We start from the raw sequence: 21,837 nt of genomic DNA, 5'->3' as shown, positions 1-21,837 counted from the left end.
TCCCGCCCACCACGATAGACTCGTGCAACGCACTGGGCCATCGTCCAACGGCAGGACTCTGGTTTTTGGTACCAGCTATGTAGGTTCGAATCCTGCTGGCCCAGCCACGGAACGTCGAAGGGGGCGGCGGATTTTCCGCTGCCCCCTTTCATGCGTACGTTTGGGAATCCGCATGCCGCCTTGCGACTGCGCCTACTTGAAGAAGCCGTCGTAGTTGTACATCTTCAGCTGGCTTTCCACCTTGCTCATGGTATCGAGCGCAACGCCGATCATGATGAGGATGGACGTGCCCCCGAACGCCTGGATCAGGTAGTTGTTCGTGAAGGCGAACAGGATCGACGGCACCACCGCCACCGCGCCGATGTACATCGCACCCGGCAGCGTCACATGGTTGATCACGTTCTTGATGTAGTTGACCGTCGCCGTGCCGGGACGGATCCCGGGCACGAACCCGCCCTGCTTCTGCAGGTTGTCGGAAAGCTCCTGGGGATTGAACACCATCGACGTGTAGAAATACGCGAAGAAGATGATCAAGCCGAACGTCAGGATCCAGTTCAGCCAGCCGGAGCTGATCGCGTTTGCGAACGCGTCGAGCCAGCCCACGTTGAACAGGGCGGCGATCTGCGCCGGGAAGTAGATCAGACAGCTTGCGAAGATGATGGGGATGACGCCCGCGGCATTCACCTTCAGGGGGATGTAGGTGGACTGGCCACCCATCATCTTGCGCCCCTGCACGCGCTTGGCGTAGCTGACGGGGATGCGCCGCTGCGCGCGTTCCATGAAGATGATCGCCGGGATGCATGCCACAATGACCGCGAGGATGAGCAGGGTGACCGCGATGTTCATGCCCGCATCATCGGTGCTGGTGCCGCTCGAGAAAATCGCGGAGGGCACCCGCGAGATGATGCTGGTGAAGATGATCAGCGACATGCCGTTGCCGACGCCGCGCTGGGTGATGAGCTCGCCCATCCACATGATGAAGGCGGTGCCCGCAACCAGCGTGAACACGACGAGGACGCTCGTCAGCCAATAGGGCATCTCGGTGGTGAACGTGAGCCCGTAGCGGTCGGACTGGAACAGCAGCAGGTAGCCGACGGCGTTGATCAGGCCGAGGCCCAGCGTCAGCCAACGCGTGGTCTGCGTTATCTTCTTGCGGCCGGTTTCGCCCTCGCGCGCCCAGCGGCCCACGGCGGGGATGACGCTCTGCATCAGCTGCATGATGATCGATGCGGTGATATAGGGCATGATGCCCAGGGCGAAGACGCTGAAATTCGAGAGCGCGCCGCCGCTGAAGACATCGATCATCGTCATCGCAGCGCCGCCGGCTTCCGAATAGGCGTCAGCGAACGCCTTGAACGGGATGCCGGGCACTGGAATGAAAGATCCCAAGCGATACAGGGCGAGGATGGCCAGCGTGAACAGGATCTTGTTCCGCAGCTCCTTGACCTTGAAAGCTTCGACGATGGATCTTAGCAAGGCAGTTCTACCTTTCCTCCGGCGGCCTCGATCTTCTGGGCCGCAGTGGCGGAAACCTTGTCGACCTTGACGGTCAGCGCCTTGGTCAGCTCGCCGTCGCCCAGGACCTTCACCAGGGCGTCATCATGCTTGATGATGCCCTTGGCCTTCAGGCTCGCACCGTCGACGACCTCGCCGGACTCGAACTTCTCCTCGAGGCGGGACACGTTGACCGGGAGGTACTCCACACGGTTGATGTTGGTGAAGCCGGGAAGCTTCGGAAGACGGCGCGCCAGCGGGGTCTGGCCGCCCTCGAAGCCGGCGCGCTTGCCGCCGCCCGCGCGGGACAGCTGGCCGTTCATGCCGCGGCCGGCGGTTTTGCCGTTGCCGGATGCGGGGCCGCGGCCCTTGCGCTTCCGATTCTGACGGGAGCCCTCGGCGGGCTTCAAGTCCTTGAGTTCCATGGTGGTTCTCCTTTGTTTTCGCTTGCGGGAAATTCCTTCCCGCTGCCGGCAGCTCGCCGCCGGCCAACTTCCAAAACGATGGCGAAGCGCTCGCGCGCTCCGCCATCAAAATTACCTCTCGGTGACCTCGACCAGGTGCTTCACTTTGAAGATCTGGCCGCGGACGCTCTCGTTGTCCACGAGGTCGCGCTCCTTGCCGATGCGCCCCAGGCCGAGCGCGCGCAGCGTGCGGCGCTGGGTTTCCGGCGTTCCGTTGGCGCTGCGGACCTGCTTCACGTGCAGGGTCTTAGCTTCTGCCATCATTAATCACGTTCCTTCCAGCCGTAGATCTTCGCGACGGAAAGGCCGCGGCGCTCTGATACGGCTTCGGGGCTCTGCATCTCCTGCAGGCCGGCAGCCGTCGCCTTGACGACGTTCATGACGTTGTCGGTGCCCAGGGACTTGGCGAACACGTCCTTGACCCCCGCCAGCTCCATGACGGCACGTGCTGCGCCGCCGGCGATAACGCCGGTGCCGGGGCTAGCCGGCTTGATGAGCACGCGACCGGCGCCGTAGACGCCTTCGATCTCATGGGGGAGCGTTCCCTCCGGGGTCAGAGGAACGGTGAACATGTTCTTCTTCGCGTCCTCCACGCCCTTCTTGATGGCGATGGGCACTTCCTGGGACTTGCCCATGCCCACGCCGACCTTGCCGTTGCCATCGCCGACGACCACCAAGGCGGTGAGGCCGAAACGACGGCCGCCTTTGACGACCTTCGACACGCGGTTGATGTAGACGACGCGTTCCTGAAGCTCGGGCACGTCGGACTGATGTTCTTGCTTACGAGGCATTCAAACCCTCCCTTAGAATTTCAGGCCAGCTTCGCGCGCACTTTCGGCAACAGCCTTGATGCGCCCGTGGTACAGATTTCCGCCGCGGTCGAACACGACGGCGGTGATGCCGGCTTCCAAGGCCTTCTTGCCGATGATCTCGCCAAGCGCGGAAGCGCCCTCGACGGTCGCACCGCTCTTGCCGGTTGCCTTGAAGTCGGGACCGAGGGTGGAGACGCCGCACAGGGTCTTGCCCGCGACATCGTCGATAACCTGAGCATACATGTTGGAATTGCTGCGCGTCACGCACAGACGCGGACGCTCGGACGTGCCGCTGACCTTGCCGCGAACGCGACGATGGCGACGAGCCAGGCCTGCTTGCTTTTTCTGAAGCTTGTTCATAACGTAAAATCCCTTCGCCTTCACTACTCGGACTTGGCGGCTTTGCCGAGCTTGCGGCGCACGTATTCGCCGTCGTAGCGAATGCCCTTGCCCTTGTAGGGCTCGGGCTTGCGCCATGCGCGGACGTTGGCTGCAACCTGCCCGACTTCCTCCTTGCTGGGGCCCTTGACGACGATCTCGGTCGCGGTGGGCACCTCGAAGGTGATGCCGGCGGGGGGTGCGATGATCACGGGGTGGGAATAGCCGAGCTGCAGCTCGAGGTCCTTGCCCTTGAGCGCAGCACGGTAGCCGACGCCCACCAGCTGGAGCTTCTTGGAGAATCCCTCGGACACGCCGACCATCATGTTGTGGACGAGCGTGCGGGTGAGGCCGTGGAGGCTCTTTGCCTCGCGGCTGTCATCGGGGCGCTCGACGACGATGGCGTCGCCGTCCTGCTTGATGGACATCATGGGGTTGAAGGCACGGGTGAGCTCGCCCTGCTTGCCCTTCACGGTGACGGTATGACCGTCGATCTTGACTTCGACGTCCGCGGGAATGGCGACAGGTTGTTTACCGATACGAGACATATCTATCCTATCTCCCTTCTACCACACGTACGCGATGACTTCGCCGCCGATGCCCTTCTTGCGGGCATCGCGGTCGGCCATGACGCCTTGGCTCGTCGAGATGATGGCCGTGCCCAGGCCGCCCAAGACGCGGGGCAGCTCGTCTTTGCCGGCGTAGATGCGCAGGCCGGGCTTGCTGATGCGCTTGATGCCGCGGATGGTGCGGGCCTTCTTGACGCCGTACTTCAGCGTGATCTCAAGCGTGTCGCGGGGGTTGCTCGGCTCGATCTCGTAGCCGGCGATGTAGCCCTCTTCCTGCATGATGCGCGCGATTTCCACCAGTTTCTTGCTGGAGGGCATCGACACCGTATCGTGGCCCGCGGAATTGGCGTTACGCACACGCGTAAGCATATCCGCGATGGGGTCGTTCATGCTCATTGTTACTCCTTTGGTCCGTGATGAGCCGGAGATCCGGTTCGTGCGAACCCGTAGCCCGCACGCCTGCTATCCTCGGCACACCCTGCGTGATGAATCTTGTCTTACCAGGAAGATTTCGTTACGCCGGGAAGTTCGCCCTTGTTAGCGAGCTCGCGCAGGCACACGCGGCACAGGCCGAACTTGCGGTAGTACGCGCGAGGACGCCCGCAACGGCTGCAGCGATTGTGCTGACGAGTCGAGAATTTCGGCTCGCGCTTCGCTTTGGCGATCATCGATTTCTTAGCCATTAATTCCTTCTTTCTTTGCTTCACTCGATTGAGTGCAGTTGCTTAATCCTTGAACGGGAACCCGAGGGCGTCCAGAAGCGCCTTCGAGGTCGCGTCATCTTCAGCGGTGGTGACGAAGGTGATATCCATACCACGGGTACGGTCGATCTTGTCGTACTCGATCTCGGGGAAGATCAGCTGCTCGGTGACGCCCAGCGTGTAGTTGCCGCGGCCGTCGAAGCTCTTCGGGGAGATGCCGCGGAAGTCGCGGACACGGGGAAGAGCGGTGGCGAGCAGGCGGTCCATGAACTCCCACATGCGATCGCCGCGCAGCGTCACCTTGCAGCCGATCGCCTGGCCTTCGCGCAGGTGGAAGTTGGCGATGGACTTGCGCGCGCGGCAGATCTTGGGCTGCTGGCCGGTGATGGTGCGCATGTCGGCGATAGCGCCCTCGATGAGCTTGGAGTCGCCGGCGGCCTCGCCGACGCCCATGTTCACGACGATCTTCTCGATCTTGGGGATCTGGTTCACGTTGGTGATGCCCAGATCCTTCTCGAGTTGCGGAGCAATCTCGCTGATGTACTTTTCCTTCAAACGAGGAGCCATTGTCTGTACCCTTTCCGATGATTTGAACACAGGATTACCGACCCTGCGTCCCTGGCATTTTGCCAGGGTCATGGCAAAAACCTGCCCAGGCGGGCAGGTCTCGCAAACCGTATCAATTTAATCGATATCGGCGCCGCATTTCTTGCAAACGCGAATCTTCTTACCATCTACGCGTTTGATCGCGACGCGCGTGGGCTGGCCGCATTTGGGGCAAACCAGCGCGACGTTGCTCACGTGGATGGGGGCCTCCTTGTGGGTGAGGCCGCCCTGCGGGTTCGCCTGCGTGGGGCGCTGGGCCTTGGTGATCATGTTCACCTTCTCCACGACGACGCGTTCCTTGCGCGGCAACGAGCGGATGACGGTGCCCTGGGCCCCCTTGTCCTTGCCGGCGAGAACCTGCACCTTGTCGTTCTTCTTGATCTTCATGCTATCCCTCCCCTACAGCGTCTCGGGTGCCAGGGACACGATCTTCATGTACTTCTTATCGCGTAGCTCGCGGGCGACGGGCCCGAAGATGCGCGTGCCGCGGGGGGCGCCGGAAGCATCGATGAGAACGCAGGCGTTCTGGTCGAATTTGATGTAGCTGCCGTCGGAGCGGCGCATTTCCTTCTTCTGGCGGACGATGACGCAGCGCACGACTTCGCCCTTCTTGACCTGGCCGTTGGGCAGGGCTTCCTTGACGGCGCAGATGATCACGTCGCCGACGCCGGCATAGCGGCGCTTGCTGCCTCCCAGGACCTTGATGCACTGCACCTTGCGAGCGCCGGAGTTGTCGGCCACCGCGAGCATGGTTTGCATCTGAATCATTTCAAACCAACCTTTCGTGATTGAGTAGGGCGCGTGCGCGCTCTACTTGGCCTTCTCGACGATTTCGATCAAGCGCCAGCGCTTGGTCTTGGACAGCGGACGGGTTTCCATGACGCGGACGATATCGCCCCTGCCGCACTCGTTGTTCTCGTCATGCGCATGGAGCTTCTTCGTCGTGGTCATCATCTTCCCGTATACGGGATGCGGCTTGCGGTCGGTGATCTCGACCACGATGCTCTTGTCGCCAGCGGTGCTTACCACGGTGCCCTGGCGAACCTTGCGAGAGTTACGCTCTTCAGTCATTCTCTCCGATTCCTTTCAGTTCGCTTTACCTATGAGGCGGAAAGCTCGCGGGCGCGCATCTCGGTCAAGATGCGGGCGATATCCTTCTTCACCTGTTTGACGCGAGCCGTGTTGTCAAGCTGGCTCGTCGCCATCTGGAAGCGCAGATTGAAGAGTTCTTCGCGCGCCTCCTTCAGTTTCGACTGCAAATCGTCAGCCGAAAGTTCACGAATCTCTGCTGCCTTCATTATTCCCGGCCCTCCGTCTCGCGCGATACGATCTTGCACTTGATGGGAAGCTTGTTGATGGCCAAACGCAGAGCTTCCTTGGCGGTCGCTTCGTCGGTTCCGCCGATTTCGAACATGATCCGACCGGGCTTGACCACGGCCACCCACTCCTCCGGGGCGCCCTTGCCCTTGCCCATGCGGGTTTCAGCGGGCTTCTTGGAGATGGGCTTATCGGGGAAGATGGTGATCCAGACATGGCCGCCGCGCTTCATCTCACGCGTCATGGCGACACGGGCCGCCTCGATCTGACGGTTCGTGATCCAATGGCGCTCAAGGGCCTGGATGCCGTACTCGCCGTGGTTCAGACGGGTGCCGCCCTTGGCGTTGCCCTTCATGGAACCACGCTGCACCTTGCGGTGCTTGACACGCTTGGGTATCAGCATTAACGGTTCCCCCTCTCGTTGCGATCATTGCGGTCGCCGCGACGGCGGCCGGGACGAGAGCTCGTGCCCTCGAGAGCAGGCTGCGGGGCCTTCTGGCCCGGCATGACCTCGCCGTGGTAGACCCATACCTGCACGCCGATGGAACCCATCTGGGTGTGGGCGGTGCAGAAACCGTAGTCGATCTTGGCACGCAGGGTGTGCAGGGGCACGCGGCCCTCGCGGTACCATTCGCGACGGCTCATCTCGGCGCCGCCCAGGCGGCCGGCGCACTGGATGCGGATACCCTTGGCACCGCTCTTGCGGGCGGACTGGACCGCCTTGCGCATGGCGCGGCGGAAGGCGACGCGGCCTTCCAGCTGCTCGGCGACGGACTGCGCGATCAGGACAGCGTCGAGCTCGGGGCGCTTGACCTCGACCACCTCGACGTTGACCGGGCCGTTGGCGACCTTGCCCAGCTTTTTGCGCAGGGCGTCGATCTCGGCGCCCTTCTTGCCGATGACGACACCGGGGCGGGCAGTGGTGATGATGATCTTGATCTTGTCGCCGGCACGTTCGATTTCCACCTTGGAAACCGCCGCACGGGCAAGCTGCTTGTCCAGGAACTTGCGGATCGCGATGTCGTTCTCCAGCGATTCCGCGTAGTTCTTATCTGCATACCAGCGGCTGCGCCAGTCTTCGATCACGCCGATGCGGAAGCCGGTGGGGCTTACTTTCTGACCCATGCTCTATGCCTCCTCTCGGGTGGAAACGATGATGGTGATGTGGCTCATGCGCTTGCGGATGCGCGATGCCGAGCCTTTGGCGCGGGGACGGATGCGCTTCATCGTGGGGCCCTCGTCAACGAAGCAGGCCTTCACGAACAGCTGGTTCGCGTTGGCACCGTCTTTGCTCTCGGCGTTCGCAACGGCGGAGTTGAGCGTCTTCTCGACGGTCTCCGCGATCGCACGGTTGGTGAATGCGAGAATCTCGCGCGCTTGCACGACGGACTTGCCGCGGATCTGGTCTACGACGATGCGTGCCTTGCGGGGCGAGACGCGCACGTAGCGAGCAATTGCTTTTGCTTCCATGTTCTACCTTCCCCTGCCTATTTGGCCGCATGGCCGCGGAACGTGCGCGTGGGCGCGAACTCGCCCAGCTTGTGTCCGACCATGGATTCGGTTACGTATACGGGCACGTGCTTGCGGCCATCGTGCACGGCGATGGTGTGGCCCACCATTTCCGGGAAGATGGTGCTCGAACGAGACCATGTCTTGATGACGTCCTTCGTGCCTGCAGCGTTCATCGCATCGATGCGGCTCAAGAGACGCGGCTCCACAAAGGGGCCTTTTTTCATACTTCTGCTCACAGTATCTCCTAGCTAGCTCTACTTCTTGCGACGGCGGATGATCAGGCGGCTCGACGCCTTCTTCGGGTTGCGAGTACGATGGCCTTTGGTGGGAACGCCCCACGGAGAAACAGGATGACGGCCGGCGGTCTTGTTCTTGCCCTCGCCGCCGCCGTGCGGGTGGTCGACGGGGTTCATGACGGTGCCGCGGACGGTGGGACGGACGCCCATCCAGCGCGCGCGGCCGGCTTTGCCGATCTTGATGTTGCCATGCTCTGCGTTGCCGACCTCGCCGATGGTGGCGCGGCAGGTGAGCAGCACGCGGCGCATCTCGCTGGAGGGCATGCGCAGGATGGCGTAGTTGCCTTCCTTGCCCATCAGCTGGATGCTGGTGCCGGCGCTGCGGGCGAGCGCGGCGCCCTTGCCGGGCTGCAGCTCGACCGCGTGGACCAAGGTGCCCACGGGGATCGCGGACAGCGGCATGGCGTTGCCGGGCTTGATGTCCGCTTCGGGGCCGCTGACGATCATGTCGCCCACCATGAGGCCCTTCGGGTGCAGGATGTAGCGCTTCTCGCCGTCCACGTAGTGGAGCAGCGCGATGCGGGCGCTGCGGTTGGGATCGTACTCGATCGTGGTGACCTTGGCGGGCACGCCGTCCTTGTTGCGCTTGAAGTCGATCATGCGGTAACGGCGTTTGTGGCCGCCACCCTGATGACGGGTGGTGATGCGACCGTAGTTGTTACGACCGGCCTTCTTCGGCAGCGGGCGCAGCAGGCTTTTTTCCGGCTTGTCCGTCGTGATCTCCGCGAAGTCGGAGACCGTCTGGAAGCGCCTACCGGGACTGGTCGGCTTGAATTGCTTGACTCCCATTCGTATTCCTTTCTATCTCCGTGGTTCTCCGATTGCCGCCAACACGCAGAATGGGGAACTGCGCTGCACGACTCCGGTTTAACCACGCGTCCGGGTGTGTCCATCCACTCCGCGACGCAAAGATGTATTCTAGCGGCGGGGCGTTATCCGGGCAAGCGGCCCATGAAACAGCCACAAACCCTCGAAAGGCGCCCCCTTCGCCCCCTTCGCCCCCTTCGCCCCCTTCGCCCCCTTCGCCCCCTTCGCCCCCTTCGGGGCGCCCTTGGCCATCGTGCTCCAGGTCGGTAGCCGTCTCGCTCGCCCCGCGTTGGCATTCGCCCTTGCATCCCATGCGCTGGAGCAAGCCGGATCCATCGTAGCCACACGTATCGGTGAATGTCGAAGGGCCCTGTTTCCGTATCCTCTGGGGAAGCTTGCGGTCGGAATCGTAGACGAAGCTGATGCCGTTAGCGGTTTTGCCTCCCACCGTGCTGGTCGCCTTCGTCAGCAGCCCGTCGTCGCTCCAACCGAGCTTGTAGTTGAACCGCGTGCCATCGCCAACGCCACCGCGAACGGACGCCTGAACCCAATGCTCCTCGAGCTGACTGGACTCAAGGCCGGCAATGTTCACGTCGTCGTTACAGGAAAGACCGGAGAGCTGCGCGTTGCCGGACACATCCAGATCAACCAGGCCGTCGCAGCCTCCTTGGACTTCATAGGACGATTTGTTGATTACACCCCCTGCAATGAGCTTTTTGCAAGGGCCAAAACCTTCGCTGTTATGAGCGAATGGGCTCCGGACAAAAACCCGGACACTTCAACGTGTCCAGATTGGAGGCTGGAGTGTACAGCGAAGCAGACGGGGAATGGGCGCTCTACGTCCTCGGCGAGTGCGGCGGCAACGCCGCGGAAGCGGCCCGCGTGACCGGCTCCTCCAAGAGTTCGGTTGCCAGCTGGAGGGACCAGGCGGCCGAAGGAAGGCCCTTCGGGAAGAAACCTCCCGATACTTGCCCTACGAGGAGAAGCGCATGCTCGCGGGCAGGCTCGCCGCCGGCGAGGACGCCGCCGCGCTCGCCGAGGAGTCGGGCGTGCGGAAGCGCACGATCTTCAACTGGCGCAGGAGGCTCCTCGGGGAAGGAGAGCTGTCGCTCATAAACGAGGGGGGACATCGAGGGCACGGCCGACCCGCGGCCCGGTCGCGGGGACGGCGAAGGCGAGGACGAGCTGCGCAGCCGCGCCTGCGAGCTGGAGCTGAAGAACACCATCCTCGAGCAGACGATCGAGGTGCTAAAAAAAGACCCAGGCGCCGACACCTCGAACCTAACCAACAGGGAGAAGACGACGATAGCCAGGGCGCTGGGGGATAAATCCTGGCTGGGCGCGCTGCTCGGGGAGCTCGGGCTTGCGCGCTCCACGTACTACGAGCGGGTCAAGGCGATGGACCGCCCGGACAAATACGCCGGGCTGCGCGTGCGCGTCGCGGAGATATTCCGGCGCGAAGGCGCCGCGTGGGGCTCCGAGCGCATATGGGCGGAGCTCAGGAGCCCGCACGACGGGGCGCGCCCGTCATCGTCTCGAAGAAGGTCGTGCGCCGCATCATGCGCGAGGAGGGGCTCGCCGTGATCTACAGCAAGCATAAGCGGGCTTACAGCTCCCACAAGGGCGGGGTAAGCGAGCATCCGAGGGACAAGGTCAACCGCGACTTCCACGCCGCCGCGCCCGACGTGCTGCGGCTTACCGACATCACGCAGTTCGCCCTGCCGCCGTTCAAATGCCACCTCTCGCCGGTCATCGATTGCTTCGACGGCAAGGTCGTCGCGCACAGGATGCCGACGTCGCCCAACGCCGAACCCGCGAACTCGATGCTGCTGGACGCCATCGGCACGCTCGGGGAAGGCGAGCACCCGGCCGGGCACTCGAACCACAGCTGCCATTGCCGCTGGCCGGGGTGGATATCCTCATGCGATGAACACGGGGTGGAGCGCTCCATGCCGAAGAAGGGCTGCTCCCCGGACAACTCGGCGTGCGAGGGATTATGTGCCTAAGCACATAAGCCCTCTCATGTGCCGGGCAACGTTATGTGCCGGTAGGAAGCTGGGCCGCAGGTCACACGTTTATAATTCCCGCAGCCCAGCACATAAGAAGCCTTCTACAGCGACATCAGGAAGTCCAGGACATCGCCCTTCGGGGAATAACGTTTGGGCCGTTCCCCGCTGCCGCTGCTTCCGGGATGGACCTTCAGGAGCGCGGCTTCCTTGCGGGCCATGTCCGCGACCATATATTTATGCGTTGTCTGCACGTTCTCGTGACCAAGCCAGATGGCGATTGTCGAGAGGTCGACCCCGGACTCGAGCATCGCCATCGCGCATGAATGCCTGAAGACGTGCGCCGAGATGCGCTTGCCGGCAAGTTGGGGGTGGAAGCTGGCCGCGCGGTCGACGATGGCGTCTATCCTGCTCCTCGCCCCCGAGCGCGACAGATGTCTAACGTTGCGCCCGGCGAAGACGGAGTCTCCGTCTTCCAGGTGGCGATCGTCCGCGAAGTCCGCCAGCTCCTGCGCTACCTCGGGCCACATGGGTAGCGAGCGCTCCTTGCGACCCTTGCCCAGGATGTGCACGACGTTCCTGCCGCCGCGAAGCTCGAAGTCGGCCATGCGCAGGCACACGAGCTCGCTGATCCGCATGCCGATGCTGAACAGCATCGATATCATGAGATGGTCCTCCCGGCCCCGCCCGGTCGTGAGGTCGCATGCGGCCAGGAGCCAGCCCACCTCCTCCCGCGTGAGGTAGTCCACCTCTCGCCTCTTCTCCGTCCGGCGCGGTATATCAGACACGCGCTTCAACTCCGCAAGGCGCTCGGGCGCCCGGTAGGCGGCGTACGAGCAGAACGCCTTCAGGGCGGCGAGCCTGCAGTTCACGGTGGCCGCCGAGTTGCCTCGCTTCTCGGCCAGGAACAGGAGGAAGGCGTCAATGTTCTCGGCGGTGAAGTCGCCCACGCCCACATCGGACGCCGGGATTCCGCGCTCGTCGCGGAACCAGCGCAGCAGCAGGGAGAAAGCGTCGCGGTACGACGCTATGGTCTGGGCGGACAGGCGCCTGCCCGCACCCATCCACTGGAGGAAGAACCCCTCGACCAGCTGCGGGAATTCGTCCTTCATGTCGCATCGCCCCCGAGCCCCATCGCGCGGAACGAGTCGGCGGCGACCGACATCAGATCCGGAACGCCGGTGAGGTACCAGTAGGTGTCGGACAGCTTGCGGTGTCCGAGATACGCCGACAGGAACGGCATCATGGCGTTGACATCCTCGCCTTCGGCATGCCACCGCAATATGGCCCTCACGCTGAACGCGTGGCGAAGGTCGTGCAGGCGCGGCTTGCGCCCGCCGAAGTACTCGCCCCTGCCCAGGAGCGACCACCTGATCTCGGAGAACATGTTCTCGGCCGAATCCCTCGTCAGCGGCTTGCCACCCGTCGAGACGATCATCCTGGGCGCATGGTGGGTGGGTCCCGCGCCATCGCGCGATTCCATGTAGGCGGCGATATGTCCGGCGACATCGTCGGCCACCGGGATCAGCCTCGATGCCCCGAACTTGGAATCCCTGATCGCCAGCGTGCCATCCGCGCCGTCGAAGTCGGAATCGGCGAGGCCCAGCGCCTCGCCCACGCGCAGACCGCACGCCCACATGAGGCCGATCAGGAATGACAGCCCCATGCCGCGCAGCCCGTCGGGGGACTTCAGCGTGAGGGCAGCCCGCATGAGGATGGCCGCGTCTTCCTCGGAGTAGATGTAGGGCACAACCCGGTCGGACGTGCTGCCGAGGAGGCCGGGACGCATCGCCGGGAAGACGGGGTCGAGGGCATGCGCGAACTCGGAGAACCGCCTCACGGTCTCGTATCTCTGGGCATGGTAGGATCTGGGATGCCCCGGTCCGCTGCATGCCCAGGACAGAGCCGCCTCCTCGGTCGCGGGATCCCCTCCGAGGTAAGCGGTGAAGGCACGCAGCCGTTGGGCCTCGCCCGCGAAGTCGAACCCCAGGGCCTGCTTGTACTCGATGAACCCGTTCACCATCGTCTCGATCCCGTTCATGATCTTGCCTCCCGGGGCCAGTGGGCAGCTGCCTTGCGCAAGTTGGGCAGGCTCACCTTCATGTACCCCATCGTCGTGTCGATGCGCTCGTGACCGAGCACGTCGGCGATGGTCTTGGCGTCGACGCCCGCGTTCACCATGTTGGTCGCGACCATGCGGCGCAGCCCATGGGTGCCGTGGTACGCCTCTATCCCGGCGCGCCCCGCCGCGAGCGACATCGCGGTCTGCACCTGGCACGACTCTATGGGCGAGCCCGCCGTGTTCAGGAAGAGCGCCCGCGTGGATGCCGACTTGCCGCGCATCACGGCATAGCTCTCTATAGCCGAGCCCGTGCGCTCGTCGAGGGGCAGGACCCTGGCGGTCTTGCTCTTCGAGTCGTGCACGGTGACGGTGCCGTCCGCCCATGCGATGTCGTCGACGGTGAGCCTTGCGACGTCGCACGCGCGAAGCCCCAGGTTGCCCATGCACAGGGTCATGGCGACGTCGCGGGCGCCGCGCTCGGTGCCGGTGTCGCAAGACGCCAGCAGCGCCTCGTAGTCCCCCTCGTCGAGCCGTCCGGGGATCGTGTGGTCGCGCCGCGTGGGACCGCTCAGGGACACCGCGTCGAGCGGGATGTCGTCCACGCCCTCCCAGCGCAGGAACCGTATGTAGGAGCGAAGGTCGCTTCCCTGCAGGGCGCGCATGCTGGGCCCCTCGCCGGTCGCGGTCGAGGTGTGGTAGCCGACGACGTCCTGCAGCGTTATCGCCCTGCGCTCGAAGTCGCCGTCCGGGAACGTCGCGCAGAGGAAGAGCTTTAAGGCGGCAACTCTGTTGCGGATGGTGACCGGCTTGATGTTGGCGTGCGCCACGAGGTAGCGCTCGAATTCCGCGAGCTCCGCGGCGATTGATTCGCTCGCCTCGATCTTCGACGGGACGATGCGGTCGCGGTACGGCTTGCCGAACCGGAACGCCCACCATCTCCTCACCGCCGCAGCCGGTATCGTGGAAGCCGTGTTGCTAGGAAGGCCGGAGATGTAGTCTTCCACGATCTCTCTAGCGTCGGATTCGCCGGCATCGAGCGCCTCGGGCCTCTGCTTCAGGAAGGTGCTGGCCCTGAACCGGTAGTTCTTGGATGCCGATTCGGAGTAGCCGTTCTCCAGCAGGTGGGCGTGGAAATAGCCGAGATGCTCCTGTATCTTTTCCATTGCGTCTCCCCTCGGTAGGATGCCAATCCCGATAGGGAGACGTTACCTCGTTATGTGCCCAATCTCGTTCATCGGGCGGGGGCGACCTGCGGCCCAGCTTCCTACCGGCACATAACGTTGCCCGGCACATGAGAGGGGTTCTTCGGACGGCTGAAGAACGAGATGCTCTACTACCGCGACTGGGAGGGCGTGACCTTCGAGGAGTTCGTCACCGCCGTGAACGGGCACATCGAGGCATGTAATGAGACGCGCATCAAGAAGCCTCTCGGCTGGATGAGCCCGAACGAGTACCGCAGGAGCAAGGGGATAGCCGCTTAGACTGTCCGGAAAACGCCCGGAGCCCCGGATGGAAATGTTCCAGTCGGCTCGGAGAAAAACAGCGATTATCTGAGCGCTTTTCGGACTTAGGAGCCATGCTTTTCGGAAATGCGGGCAAACCAGACCCGGCCGAGAAACCCCGACCTGGGGGAATGCGGAAGCAACGCATGCAACCCCGCCGTTCCGAGCCGATCCATGGGGATGGACGGCTCCTAAGTCCGAAAAGCGCTCAGGATTTATCGGATTTTCTCCGAGATGCGATTGCTTGACGCCCTTTCGTTGTATCCGCAACAGGCCCATGGCATCTCCGCGAGCGGCGGAAGCGCATTGCATGCAAAGGCGACAACCGCTCCGGCCCGTACCCCATCTTATGGCTGCACGGAGTCCCGTTACCCCTGGATCAACTTGACGGCGGTGCCGTAGCACAGCATCTCGATGGTGCCGTCCAGAACGCTGTCGCCGGAGAAACGCGTCCCCACCACGCCGTCGGCGCCGAGCGCCTCCGCTGCCGCGATCATGCGATCCTCCGCGATCTGCCGGGCCTCGTTGGTCATGTCGGTATAGGATTTGATCTCGCCGCCGGCCATGGACTTGAACCCCGCCATCATGTCGCGGCCGATGTTCTTCGATGTCACGATGTTACCGCGCACCATGCCGAGGATCTGATACTGGTAGCCGGGGATGTAGTCGGTGGTTGAGACAAACATGGGAAGCCCTTTCGGTCGGTTTTCCATACGGGGCGATTATCGCATAATCCCGCCCTTGGGGCACTGGGAGCCGGCACTTGGACGAAAACGCCCCGGACCCGCGCAACCATGGCGAACGGGGTCCGGGGCGCATAGCGGCGGCTTGGAGGCGATGCTACTTGAGCGCCTCGTTCACGGCGACGGCGCACGCCACGGTGGCGCCGACCATGGGGTTGTTGCCCATGCCGATGAGGCCCATCATGTCCACGTGGGCCGGGACCGAGCTCGAGCCGGCGAATTGCGCGTCGGAGTGCATACGGCCCATGGTGTCGGTCATGCCGTAGCTGGCGGGGCCGGCGCCCATGTTGTCGGGATGCAGCGTACGGCCCGTGCCGCCGCCGCTGGCAACGCTGAAGTACTTCTTCCCCGCCTCCAGGCTCTCCTTCTTGTACGTCCCCGCGACCGGATGCTGGAAGCGCGTGGGGTTGGTGGAATTGCCCGTGATGGAGATGTCCACGTTCTCGCGCCACATGATGGCGACGCCCTCGCGCACATCGTCCGCGCCGTAGCAGTTGACATTGGAGCGCGGGCCCTGGGAGTACGGGATGGTATCCACGACCCCGAGCTCACCCGAGTAGTAGTCGAACTTCGTCTTCACGTAGGTGAAGCCGTTGATGCGCGCGATGATCTGCGCAGCGTCCTTGCCCAAGCCGTTGAGGATGACGCGCAGCGGCGTCTTGCGGGCCTTGTTCGCGTTGTTGGCGATGCCGATGGCGCCCTCCGCCGCGGCGAAGGACTCGTGCCCCGCTAGGAAGGCGAAGCATTCGGTGTCCTCGCCCAGCAGCATGGCGCCCAGGTTGCCGTGGCCCAAGCCGACCTTGCGATCGTCGGCCACGCTTCCCGGCACGCAGAACGCCTGCAGGCCCTCGCCGATGGCGGACGCCGCTTCGGAAGCGGTCTCGGCACCCTTCTTCACCGCGATGGCGCATCCGAGCGTGTAAGCCCAGGCGGCGTTCTCGAATGCGATCGACTGGACGCCCATGACGATCTCGCGCGGATTGAATCCCAGGTCCGTGCATATCTTCTCGGCATCTTCGAGCGAGGCGATTCCGTACTGTTCGAGCGCCTTGTTGATCCCGTCGATGCGGCGTTCGTAGCCTTCGAATGTCACAGCCATGTCTTCAGACCTCCCTCTCTACTCTTTGCGCGGGTCGATGACCTTGGCGGGATTGTCCCACTGGCCGAATTTGCCGGAAGCATCGGCGAGCGCCTTGTTGGCGTCCACGCCTTCCTTGACCGCGTCCATGAATTTGCCCATGTTCACGTACTCGAACCCGATGATCTCGTCCTTGTCGTTCAAGGCGAGATGGGTAACGTAGCCCTGGGTGAGCTCCAGGTAGCGTGCACCCTTCGCCTTGGTCCCGTACGTGGTGCCGATCATGGAGCGCAAGCCCTTGCCCAGGTCGTCCAGGCCGGTGCCGACGGGCAGGCCGCCTTCGCTGAAGGCCGTCTGGGTGCGCCCGTACACGATCTGCAGGAACAGCTCGCGCATTGCCACGTTGATCGCGTCGCAGACCAGGTCCGTGTTCAGCGCCTCCAGAATCGTCTTGCCGGGCAGGATCTCGCTCGCCATGGCGGCGGAGTGCGTCATGCCCGAGCATCCGACCGTCTCGATCAGGCATTCCTCGATGATGCCGTCCTTTACGTTCAAGCTCAGCTTGCACGCGCCCTGCTGCGGCGCGCACCATCCGACGCCGTGCGTGTAACCGGAGATGTCTGAAATCTCCTTCGCCTGAATCCACTTACCCTCTTCGGGAATGGGAGCGGGTCCGTGATACGCGCCCTTTGCGATGGGGCACATATTCTCAACTTCCGCGGAATAGATCATGCCAACCCTTTCTGTCTGTCGGTCTTCCCCAATGAATTCAAGATACCACGCAATGCGCCCTCCCAGACGGGAACAATTCATTCCCGAGAAGTCCCGGGAATAGCCCCCTCCCCCGGCGCCGGGGGCAGAGGGACGCAGTGCGCGGCCGGGCATCCGCAGCCGCATCGAACGGGGTGCCCGCCCACCCCGCGGCGCATCGCGAGCAGCCCCCGCCGAGTCCCGATGCGGCGTTCCGCAGCAGGCGGGACTCGGGAGAAGGCACCGTGCCGCATGGCCGCTGACGGGGCATTTGGACTCGCTCGCGGTTCGGGGAATCGCAACGGCTCCGGAAAGCACCGCGCGGAAACAGGGGATAACGTGGACGGATGCAGGACGTCTGGGCAGAACCCGCCGCTTTGGGACGTATCCGCGTCCTTGCTTTCCCCGCAGGGCGTGGTAGAGTCGATGGCCCCTCCTGGATCTATCTCCTTTGTCGAGAGCGAAGGAGTGCGTTGTGAAGTCGTTCCTTGCGGCGAGCATCTGCGACGGCATGCGTCCGAAAACGGCGGCGGGCGAATCCTATTTCACCCGTAACGCCCTGCTTACGAAATTGATGAGCGACCGCACCCGCGTGCGGTACCTGCTGGCGCCCACTTGCTTCGGCAAGACGGCGCTCGCGTGCACGTACGCCGAGCTGAACTTCGAATTCCATGACACCAGCTGGATATCGGCGCAAAGCCCGTGCTTTCTTCGCGACCTGGATGCGGGGATCATCGCCGAGGGCCTCATGGAGCTGGTTGCGGAGAGGGGCCTCATCGTATTGGACGACGTCCCCCCACTGAACCCGCGACGCGCGGCGGCGCTGTGGAAATGCTGCTCGCGGCTCGTGAGATCCGGGCGGGAGGTGCTCGTCTCGTCCACCCCGGGCGCCAACCCCTTGAGGCGCAACGCGGCCTCGTGCGTGGTCGTCGAGCCGCGTTCGTTCCTTCTGACCGATGAGGAGCTGGCCCTCATCGCGCAATCGGATCCCGCCTTGGATGCGGGGAAGCTCGCTTCGAACGGCATCAGGCGGATACCCGGACTCGTCTTCGCCGACGAACGGGACCAGGAGCGCTTCCTCGTCAGCGCGATCGCCGACGGCACGGATTGGCAGAATGCGCTGCTCTTCCTCATGCTGGTGCTGCAAGACGGGACGTTCGCCGACCTCGCCAGGCTCGCAGGAGGGGAAACACCCCTCCGATCCGACCGTCCGGGAGGAGCGTTTCCGTATCTGGCGATCGACACCCACTGCCGCGAATTCTCGGCGCGCGGGTTCTCCCTGCATGCGGTGCTGCGCGCATTCCAACCGAGGCTGCGCTGCATCGCCCACGCCTGCTCCGCCGCCAGCGGGTCGCAGCTTGCCCTGCGACTGGCGGACGAGCTGGCCGCAAAACGCCTATTCGAGCGTGCCGCCCATATCGTCAACCGGCTCTGCCCCGCCGAAAAGCGGGCGCAATGGCTCGGGGCGGTCCAAGAAGACCTGATGGAGGAAGGCGGCATCCTCCCCTTGGAAGACGTGTTCGCAAGCCTCGCGGGAAGACGGGAGAGCATGTATACGGCGCTGAAACTCGGCTCGGCGATCAGGCGCGCGCTTTTGAACGGCGGGGGCAACCCGCTCAAGGACCTGTCCCGCATCGCCCGATCAGCCGGCGCGGCGCGGCGGCATCGTCTGATCGCCGCATCATTCGCGCTGCTGCTCGCCGATGACGCGGCGAAGGTCCTCGACCAGATCGGCAAACGCCGCGAAACGGGGGAGGTCGAGTACGTGCGCGAGCATGACGAGGCACCCCCCGCCCTGCTTGCCGCATGGTCTCTCGGGGAATGCCCGGGCGACGCGCTCCCCCGCGTGCTCGACGCGCTTCCGCCATCCCCGCAGCGCGACGACGCCCTCGCATTGGCATGCGCGCTGCGCCTGTCGGGCGCTATCGACGGGCCGGTTATGGACCGTGCACGGGCGGCATGCCAATCCTTTCTCGGCAGGAGCCACGTAGGCGCGCGCATCACCTTGTCCGATGCGCTCCTGGCGAAGCAGGCCGAGGCCGCGGGGATCGTGCTCGATGTCGACCGGACCGCGCGCGGGGTTGCGGAATGCTATCTCGCCGAGCAGCGGGCGGCGCTGCGGCGCCGGCAAGCCGAAGCGCCGCCCGCCCCCTCCGCCCTGTCGCCCTTCCCCTTGCCCGACCAGCAGCCTCCCGCTGCCGCCCCGCCGATCTACGTGCAGCTGTTCGGCCGCTTCCGCGTCACACGCGGCGCCGAGGCAATCGACGAGGGCCGCTTCTCCCGCCAGAAGACCCGGCAGCTCCTCTCGCTGCTCATCATCGAGCGGGGGCGCGATGTGGCATGCTCCCGTCTGGCGGCCGCCCTCTGGCCCGACAGCTCCCCCGACCGGGCTAACCATAATTTTTCGAACATACTCTGCAAGCTCAAGCGGGCGCTTGCGCTTCCCAACGGGGACTGCCCGTACATCGTGCGCGCGCAGGGCATCGTCCGACTCGACACAAGCTTGGTCGAATCCGATGTCGGCGAGCTGTTCGACCTGTGCCGCACGCTTTCCCGCAAAGGATCCGCGCCCGAGGGCATGGTCGGCATCCTCGAGCGGCTGCGCGGCCTCTACGTGGGCGAGTTGCTTCCCGGATCAGCCGACGACCTTCCCATCACGCACGCGCGCATCAGATGCCGCGACGCCGCCGTCGATGCGGTGCTGGGCGCAGCGGGAAGGCTGAGGGAGCAGGGCGACGTCCGCACGGCGCTCGACTTCGGCAGGCAGGCGTTGGAATGGGGCCCGGACCGCGAGGATTGCTACCAGGAGCTCATGGTGCTGCAGAGCCAGGCGGGGCAGCGCCCGGCAGCCATCGAAACATGGACCCGGTACGTCGAGCGCATGCGCAGCTTGGGGATGGATCCCTCCGCGCGGCTCCATCGACTCTACCTGCGCATCATCGGAGGCGATGACATCGACGATTGACGGGATCGCGCCCCCGCGATGGCCGCGCCCCCGAGAAGGGGACGGACGGCGATCTGCCGGCAGCCGTGATGCTGGAGCCGGGCGCGCTCCGGCCGGAAGAACCCAGCGGCGCGCGCTCGGCCGCAGCGGGCTACGACCGGTTCTCCTCGAGCACCAGATGCTCGACCCCGTACTTCTGGCGAAGCTTCGGCTTCTCGATCTTGCCGGTGGGGTTGCGGGGCACCGGGGCGAAGATGACCCGGCGAGGACGCTTGTAGCGGGGCAGCTTCAGGCAGAAGTCGTTGAACTCCTCCTCGGTCAGGCGGGCGCCCGGTTTCAGCTCGACCACGGCGCAGGTGATCTCCCCGAGACGCTCGTCGGGAAGGCCGATGACAGCCACGTCCTTCACCGCCGGGTGCGTGGAGATGTAATCCTCGACCTGCACGGGATAGATGTTCTCCCCGCCGCTGATGACGACGTCCTTCTTGCGGTCGACGAGCCACAGGAACCCCTCGCTGTCGCAACGTGCCATATCGCCGGTGAACAGCCACCCGTCGCGGATGGTCTTGGCGGTCTCCTCCGGGTCGCCGTAGTAGCACGTCATGACGCCGGGGCCTTTGACGGCGAGCTCGCCGACCTCTCCCTGGGCCACCTCATCTCCCGCCTCGTCGACGACGCGGGCCTCCCAGCCGTATCCGGGCACGCCGATGGCGCCCACGTGGTCGATGTTCGCCACGCCCAGATGCACGCAGCCCGGCCCGGTCGACTCCGAAAGGCCGTAATTGGTGTCGTACTCATGATGCGGGAACCGCTTCCTCCAGCGGTCGATGAGGCTTTTGGGAACCGGCTGCGCTCCGATGTGCATGAGGCGCCACTGGTCGAGATGGTAGTCGGCGGCATTCAGCTCGCCCGACTCGAGCGCGACGAGGATGTCCTGCGCCCAGGGGACGAGCAGCCACACGATGGTGCAGCACTCCTCGCTCACCGCGTCGAAGATCGCCCGGGGCTTCACACCGCGCAGTATGACGGCGGAGCTGCCCGACACCAGGCTGCCGAACCAGTGCATCTTCGCACCCGTGTGGTAGAGCGGCGGGATGAGCAGGAACCTGTCATCGTGCGTCTGCCCGTGATGGTTTTGCTCCATGACCGCGGCCTGGGTGAGGGAACGATGCGGATGGAGGATCGCCTTGGGAAAGCCCGTGGTGCCGCTGCTGAAGTAAATCGCCGCGTTGTCGTCCTCCGTCAGGGGGATCATGGGATCGGCGCTCGAGCAGTTGTTCGCCAGGACCCCGTAATCCTCCGCGAAGGTCGGGCAATCGTCGCCCACGTAGTACAGCAGGCGCCCCTTCACGTGCTGGGGCACGATGTCCTCGACGCGGCCGATGAACTCGGGACCGAATACCAGCACGTCGACCTCCGCCTTGTCCATGCAGTAGGCGATCTCGTCGGAGGTGTACCGGAAGTTCAGGGGCACGACCACGGCGCCGCTTTTCAGGACGCCGAAGTAGATGGGGAGCCATTCCAGGCAGTTCATGAGCAGGATGGCGACCTTGTCGCCCGATCCCACCCCGCGGGAGATGAGGAGGTTGGCGAAGCGATTCGCCTTCTCGTCGAACACCCGCCATGTGATCTCGCGGCGATACGGCTGCGTTTCCGTGGATTGGATCAGGTCGTAGTCGCGCCATGTGATGCGCAACGGCTCCTGAATCGCCGGATTGCGTTCGATGAGCGCCACTTCGTCGCCGTACTTCACGGCGTTGCGACGCAGGAAATCGGTGATGGGCATATCTTTTCGC

The 21,837-nt window shown here is 64.2% G+C and carries 27 protein-coding genes, 1 tRNA gene and 1 pseudogene; 4 read left to right on the top strand and 25 right to left on the bottom strand.

Translation table 11 applies throughout. The annotated features are described in order from the left end of the window. Window positions 1-33: 33 nt before the first annotated feature. A tRNA-Gln gene (locus tag NOV21_RS02350) sits at window positions 34-107 on the top strand. A gap of 85 nt (window positions 108-192) precedes the next feature. Here the strand turns inward: NOV21_RS02350 and secY are convergent. From secY to rplB, 18 genes are all read right to left on the bottom strand, one after another. Then, complete coding sequence (gene secY, locus NOV21_RS02345) at window positions 193-1,476, bottom strand: preprotein translocase subunit SecY (protein ID WP_283171201.1); 1,284 nt, start codon at window positions 1,474-1,476, stop codon at window positions 193-195. After that, the gene (gene rplO, locus NOV21_RS02340; protein ID WP_283171202.1) at window positions 1,470-1,919 is read right to left on the bottom strand and encodes a 50S ribosomal protein L15; all 450 of its coding nucleotides are present in this window, start codon (window positions 1,917-1,919) and stop codon (window positions 1,470-1,472) included. The genes secY and rplO overlap by 7 nt, the downstream gene beginning before the upstream one ends. 111 nt (window positions 1,920-2,030) lie before the next feature. Beyond that, a complete protein-coding gene (rpmD, locus tag NOV21_RS02335; protein ID WP_283171243.1) occupies window positions 2,031-2,219 on the bottom strand; it encodes a 50S ribosomal protein L30 in 189 nt (62 codons plus the stop codon). 2 nt (window positions 2,220-2,221) lie between these two features. Next, window positions 2,222-2,749, bottom strand: coding sequence for a 30S ribosomal protein S5 (rpsE, locus tag NOV21_RS02330; RefSeq protein WP_283171203.1), 528 nt, complete (start codon window positions 2,747-2,749; stop codon window positions 2,222-2,224). 12 nt (window positions 2,750-2,761) lie between these two features. After that, the gene (gene rplR, locus NOV21_RS02325; RefSeq protein ID WP_283171204.1) at window positions 2,762-3,130 is read right to left on the bottom strand and encodes a 50S ribosomal protein L18; all 369 of its coding nucleotides are present in this window, start codon (window positions 3,128-3,130) and stop codon (window positions 2,762-2,764) included. Window positions 3,131-3,153: 23 nt separating this feature from the next. After that, entirely contained in the window at window positions 3,154-3,696 is a 543-nt protein-coding gene (gene rplF, locus NOV21_RS02320; RefSeq protein ID WP_283171205.1) for a 50S ribosomal protein L6, read from the bottom strand. A gap of 18 nt (window positions 3,697-3,714) precedes the next feature. Continuing rightward, complete coding sequence (rpsH, locus tag NOV21_RS02315) at window positions 3,715-4,113, bottom strand: 30S ribosomal protein S8 (RefSeq protein WP_283171206.1); 399 nt, start codon at window positions 4,111-4,113, stop codon at window positions 3,715-3,717. Window positions 4,114-4,214: 101 nt separating this feature from the next. Then, window positions 4,215-4,400 carry a type Z 30S ribosomal protein S14 gene (locus tag NOV21_RS02310; RefSeq protein ID WP_066663243.1) on the bottom strand — a complete coding sequence of 62 codons (186 nt, stop codon included), beginning with the start codon at window positions 4,398-4,400 and terminating at the stop codon, window positions 4,215-4,217. A gap of 42 nt (window positions 4,401-4,442) precedes the next feature. Further along, window positions 4,443-4,985 (bottom strand): 50S ribosomal protein L5, encoded by a 543-nt coding sequence (gene rplE / locus NOV21_RS02305; RefSeq protein ID WP_283171207.1) that lies wholly within the window; start codon window positions 4,983-4,985, stop codon window positions 4,443-4,445. Window positions 4,986-5,102: 117 nt separating this feature from the next. Then, window positions 5,103-5,411 carry a 50S ribosomal protein L24 gene (gene rplX, locus NOV21_RS02300; RefSeq protein WP_283171208.1) on the bottom strand — a complete coding sequence of 103 codons (309 nt, stop codon included), beginning with the start codon at window positions 5,409-5,411 and terminating at the stop codon, window positions 5,103-5,105. A gap of 12 nt (window positions 5,412-5,423) precedes the next feature. Next, entirely contained in the window at window positions 5,424-5,792 is a 369-nt protein-coding gene (rplN, locus tag NOV21_RS02295) for a 50S ribosomal protein L14 (protein ID WP_283171209.1), read from the bottom strand. 42 nt (window positions 5,793-5,834) lie between these two features. Continuing rightward, on the bottom strand, window positions 5,835-6,095 hold the full coding sequence (rpsQ, locus tag NOV21_RS02290) for a 30S ribosomal protein S17 (RefSeq protein ID WP_283171210.1): 261 nt from the start codon (window positions 6,093-6,095) through the stop codon (window positions 5,835-5,837). 29 nt (window positions 6,096-6,124) lie between these two features. Next, a complete protein-coding gene (rpmC, locus tag NOV21_RS02285) occupies window positions 6,125-6,322 on the bottom strand; it encodes a 50S ribosomal protein L29 (protein WP_283171211.1) in 198 nt (65 codons plus the stop codon). Continuing rightward, entirely contained in the window at window positions 6,322-6,744 is a 423-nt protein-coding gene (rplP, locus tag NOV21_RS02280; RefSeq protein ID WP_283171212.1) for a 50S ribosomal protein L16, read from the bottom strand. Before rplP ends, rpmC begins: the two co-directional genes overlap by 1 nt. Continuing rightward, window positions 6,744-7,466: a 30S ribosomal protein S3 gene (gene rpsC, locus NOV21_RS02275; RefSeq protein ID WP_283171213.1), complete on the bottom strand. Its 723-nt coding sequence runs from the start codon at window positions 7,464-7,466 to the stop codon at window positions 6,744-6,746. The genes rplP and rpsC overlap by 1 nt, the downstream gene beginning before the upstream one ends. Window positions 7,467-7,469: 3 nt before the next feature. Then, the gene (gene rplV / locus NOV21_RS02270; RefSeq protein WP_283171214.1) at window positions 7,470-7,811 is read right to left on the bottom strand and encodes a 50S ribosomal protein L22; all 342 of its coding nucleotides are present in this window, start codon (window positions 7,809-7,811) and stop codon (window positions 7,470-7,472) included. Window positions 7,812-7,828: 17 nt separating this feature from the next. Next, complete coding sequence (gene rpsS, locus NOV21_RS02265; protein WP_283171215.1) at window positions 7,829-8,089, bottom strand: 30S ribosomal protein S19; 261 nt, start codon at window positions 8,087-8,089, stop codon at window positions 7,829-7,831. 18 nt (window positions 8,090-8,107) lie between these two features. Then, on the bottom strand, window positions 8,108-8,938 hold the full coding sequence (gene rplB, locus NOV21_RS02260; protein WP_283171216.1) for a 50S ribosomal protein L2: 831 nt from the start codon (window positions 8,936-8,938) through the stop codon (window positions 8,108-8,110). Window positions 8,939-10,425: 1,487 nt separating this feature from the next. On the opposite strand from rplB, the gene NOV21_RS02255 reads away from it, so the two are divergent. Then, window positions 10,426-10,962, top strand: coding sequence for an IS3 family transposase (locus NOV21_RS02255; RefSeq protein WP_283171217.1), 537 nt, complete (start codon window positions 10,426-10,428; stop codon window positions 10,960-10,962). A 104-nt stretch (window positions 10,963-11,066) separates the two neighbouring features. Here the strand turns inward: NOV21_RS02255 and NOV21_RS02250 are convergent, their stop codons facing one another. From NOV21_RS02250 to NOV21_RS02240, 3 genes are read right to left on the bottom strand one after another with little or no spacing between them, the layout of a single operon-like run. Further along, window positions 11,067-12,074 carry a tyrosine-type recombinase/integrase gene (locus NOV21_RS02250; RefSeq protein ID WP_283171218.1) on the bottom strand — a complete coding sequence of 336 codons (1,008 nt, stop codon included), beginning with the start codon at window positions 12,072-12,074 and terminating at the stop codon, window positions 11,067-11,069. Further along, on the bottom strand, window positions 12,071-13,003 hold the full coding sequence (locus tag NOV21_RS02245) for a tyrosine-type recombinase/integrase (RefSeq protein ID WP_283171219.1): 933 nt from the start codon (window positions 13,001-13,003) through the stop codon (window positions 12,071-12,073). The genes NOV21_RS02250 and NOV21_RS02245 overlap by 4 nt, the downstream gene beginning before the upstream one ends. After that, on the bottom strand, window positions 13,000-14,187 hold the full coding sequence (locus NOV21_RS02240; protein ID WP_283171220.1) for a tyrosine-type recombinase/integrase: 1,188 nt from the start codon (window positions 14,185-14,187) through the stop codon (window positions 13,000-13,002). The genes NOV21_RS02245 and NOV21_RS02240 overlap by 4 nt, the downstream gene beginning before the upstream one ends. Window positions 14,188-14,319: 132 nt before the next feature. On the opposite strand from NOV21_RS02240, the pseudogene NOV21_RS02235 reads away from it, so the two are divergent. Further along, window positions 14,320-14,505, top strand: a pseudogene (locus tag NOV21_RS02235) (IS3 family transposase); the annotation flags it as partial. 389 nt (window positions 14,506-14,894) lie between these two features. Here NOV21_RS02235 and NOV21_RS02230 read toward each other — a convergent pair. The 3 genes from NOV21_RS02230 to NOV21_RS02220 form a co-directional block, all read right to left on the bottom strand. After that, on the bottom strand, window positions 14,895-15,212 hold the full coding sequence (locus NOV21_RS02230) for a YbjQ family protein (protein ID WP_283171221.1): 318 nt from the start codon (window positions 15,210-15,212) through the stop codon (window positions 14,895-14,897). A 154-nt stretch (window positions 15,213-15,366) separates the two neighbouring features. Further along, complete coding sequence (locus NOV21_RS02225) at window positions 15,367-16,368, bottom strand: GGGtGRT protein (protein ID WP_283171222.1); 1,002 nt, start codon at window positions 16,366-16,368, stop codon at window positions 15,367-15,369. An 18-nt stretch (window positions 16,369-16,386) separates the two neighbouring features. Beyond that, entirely contained in the window at window positions 16,387-17,079 is a 693-nt protein-coding gene (locus tag NOV21_RS02220; protein WP_283171223.1) for an iron-sulfur cluster assembly scaffold protein, read from the bottom strand. A gap of 493 nt (window positions 17,080-17,572) precedes the next feature. Between NOV21_RS02220 and NOV21_RS02215 the strand changes: the two genes are divergently transcribed. Continuing rightward, window positions 17,573-20,062: an AfsR/SARP family transcriptional regulator gene (locus tag NOV21_RS02215; protein WP_283171224.1), complete on the top strand. Its 2,490-nt coding sequence runs from the start codon at window positions 17,573-17,575 to the stop codon at window positions 20,060-20,062. Between the two features lie 130 nt (window positions 20,063-20,192). Here NOV21_RS02215 and NOV21_RS02210 read toward each other — a convergent pair whose 3' ends face one another. Then, window positions 20,193-21,827 carry a class I adenylate-forming enzyme family protein gene (locus tag NOV21_RS02210; protein WP_283171225.1) on the bottom strand — a complete coding sequence of 545 codons (1,635 nt, stop codon included), beginning with the start codon at window positions 21,825-21,827 and terminating at the stop codon, window positions 20,193-20,195. Between the last annotated feature and the right edge of the window lie 10 nt (window positions 21,828-21,837).

The sequence above is a fragment of the Curtanaerobium respiraculi genome (genome assembly GCF_024609215.1).
Lineage (GTDB): Bacteria > Actinomycetota > Coriobacteriia > Coriobacteriales > Eggerthellaceae > Curtanaerobium > Curtanaerobium respiraculi.
Note: the sequence above shows the minus strand (reverse complement) of the source record. Positions and strands in the feature narration are given on the sequence as shown.

Bases quoted from the DNA above. Each gene is read 5' to 3' on its own strand.
- rpsH (WP_283171206.1), bottom strand. From the start codon at position 4,113: ATGAGCATGAACGACCCCATCGCGGATATGCTTACGCGTGTGCGTAAC.
- rpsE (WP_283171203.1), bottom strand. From the start codon at position 2,749: ATGCCTCGTAAGCAAGAACATCAGTCCGACGTGCCCGAGCTTCAGGAA.
- rplR (WP_283171204.1), bottom strand. From the start codon at position 3,130: ATGAACAAGCTTCAGAAAAAGCAAGCAGGCCTGGCTCGTCGCCATCGT.
- rplP (WP_283171212.1), bottom strand. From the start codon at position 6,744: ATGCTGATACCCAAGCGTGTCAAGCACCGCAAGGTGCAGCGTGGTTCC.
- rpmC (WP_283171211.1), bottom strand. From the start codon at position 6,322: ATGAAGGCAGCAGAGATTCGTGAACTTTCGGCTGACGATTTGCAGTCG.
- NOV21_RS02210 (WP_283171225.1), bottom strand. From the start codon at position 21,827: ATGCCCATCACCGATTTCCTGCGTCGCAACGCCGTGAAGTACGGCGAC.
- rplV (WP_283171214.1), bottom strand. From the start codon at position 7,811: ATGGAAGCAAAAGCAATTGCTCGCTACGTGCGCGTCTCGCCCCGCAAG.
- rplB (WP_283171216.1), bottom strand. From the start codon at position 8,938: ATGGGAGTCAAGCAATTCAAGCCGACCAGTCCCGGTAGGCGCTTCCAG.
- rplX (WP_283171208.1), bottom strand. From the start codon at position 5,411: ATGAAGATCAAGAAGAACGACAAGGTGCAGGTTCTCGCCGGCAAGGAC.
- rplN (WP_283171209.1), bottom strand. From the start codon at position 5,792: ATGATTCAGATGCAAACCATGCTCGCGGTGGCCGACAACTCCGGCGCT.
- rplF (WP_283171205.1), bottom strand. From the start codon at position 3,696: ATGTCTCGTATCGGTAAACAACCTGTCGCCATTCCCGCGGACGTCGAA.
- NOV21_RS02310 (WP_066663243.1), bottom strand. From the start codon at position 4,400: ATGGCTAAGAAATCGATGATCGCCAAAGCGAAGCGCGAGCCGAAATTC.
- rplE (WP_283171207.1), bottom strand. From the start codon at position 4,985: ATGGCTCCTCGTTTGAAGGAAAAGTACATCAGCGAGATTGCTCCGCAA.
- rpsC (WP_283171213.1), bottom strand. From the start codon at position 7,466: ATGGGTCAGAAAGTAAGCCCCACCGGCTTCCGCATCGGCGTGATCGAA.
- rpmD (WP_283171243.1), bottom strand. From the start codon at position 2,219: ATGGCAGAAGCTAAGACCCTGCACGTGAAGCAGGTCCGCAGCGCCAAC.
- NOV21_RS02240 (WP_283171220.1), bottom strand. From the start codon at position 14,187: ATGGAAAAGATACAGGAGCATCTCGGCTATTTCCACGCCCACCTGCTG.
- NOV21_RS02230 (WP_283171221.1), bottom strand. From the start codon at position 15,212: ATGTTTGTCTCAACCACCGACTACATCCCCGGCTACCAGTATCAGATC.
- NOV21_RS02225 (WP_283171222.1), bottom strand. From the start codon at position 16,368: ATGGCTGTGACATTCGAAGGCTACGAACGCCGCATCGACGGGATCAAC.
- NOV21_RS02250 (WP_283171218.1), bottom strand. From the start codon at position 12,074: ATGAAGGACGAATTCCCGCAGCTGGTCGAGGGGTTCTTCCTCCAGTGG.
- NOV21_RS02220 (WP_283171223.1), bottom strand. From the start codon at position 17,079: ATGATCTATTCCGCGGAAGTTGAGAATATGTGCCCCATCGCAAAGGGC.
- rpsQ (WP_283171210.1), bottom strand. From the start codon at position 6,095: ATGACTGAAGAGCGTAACTCTCGCAAGGTTCGCCAGGGCACCGTGGTA.
- NOV21_RS02245 (WP_283171219.1), bottom strand. From the start codon at position 13,003: ATGAACGGGATCGAGACGATGGTGAACGGGTTCATCGAGTACAAGCAG.
- rplO (WP_283171202.1), bottom strand. From the start codon at position 1,919: ATGGAACTCAAGGACTTGAAGCCCGCCGAGGGCTCCCGTCAGAATCGG.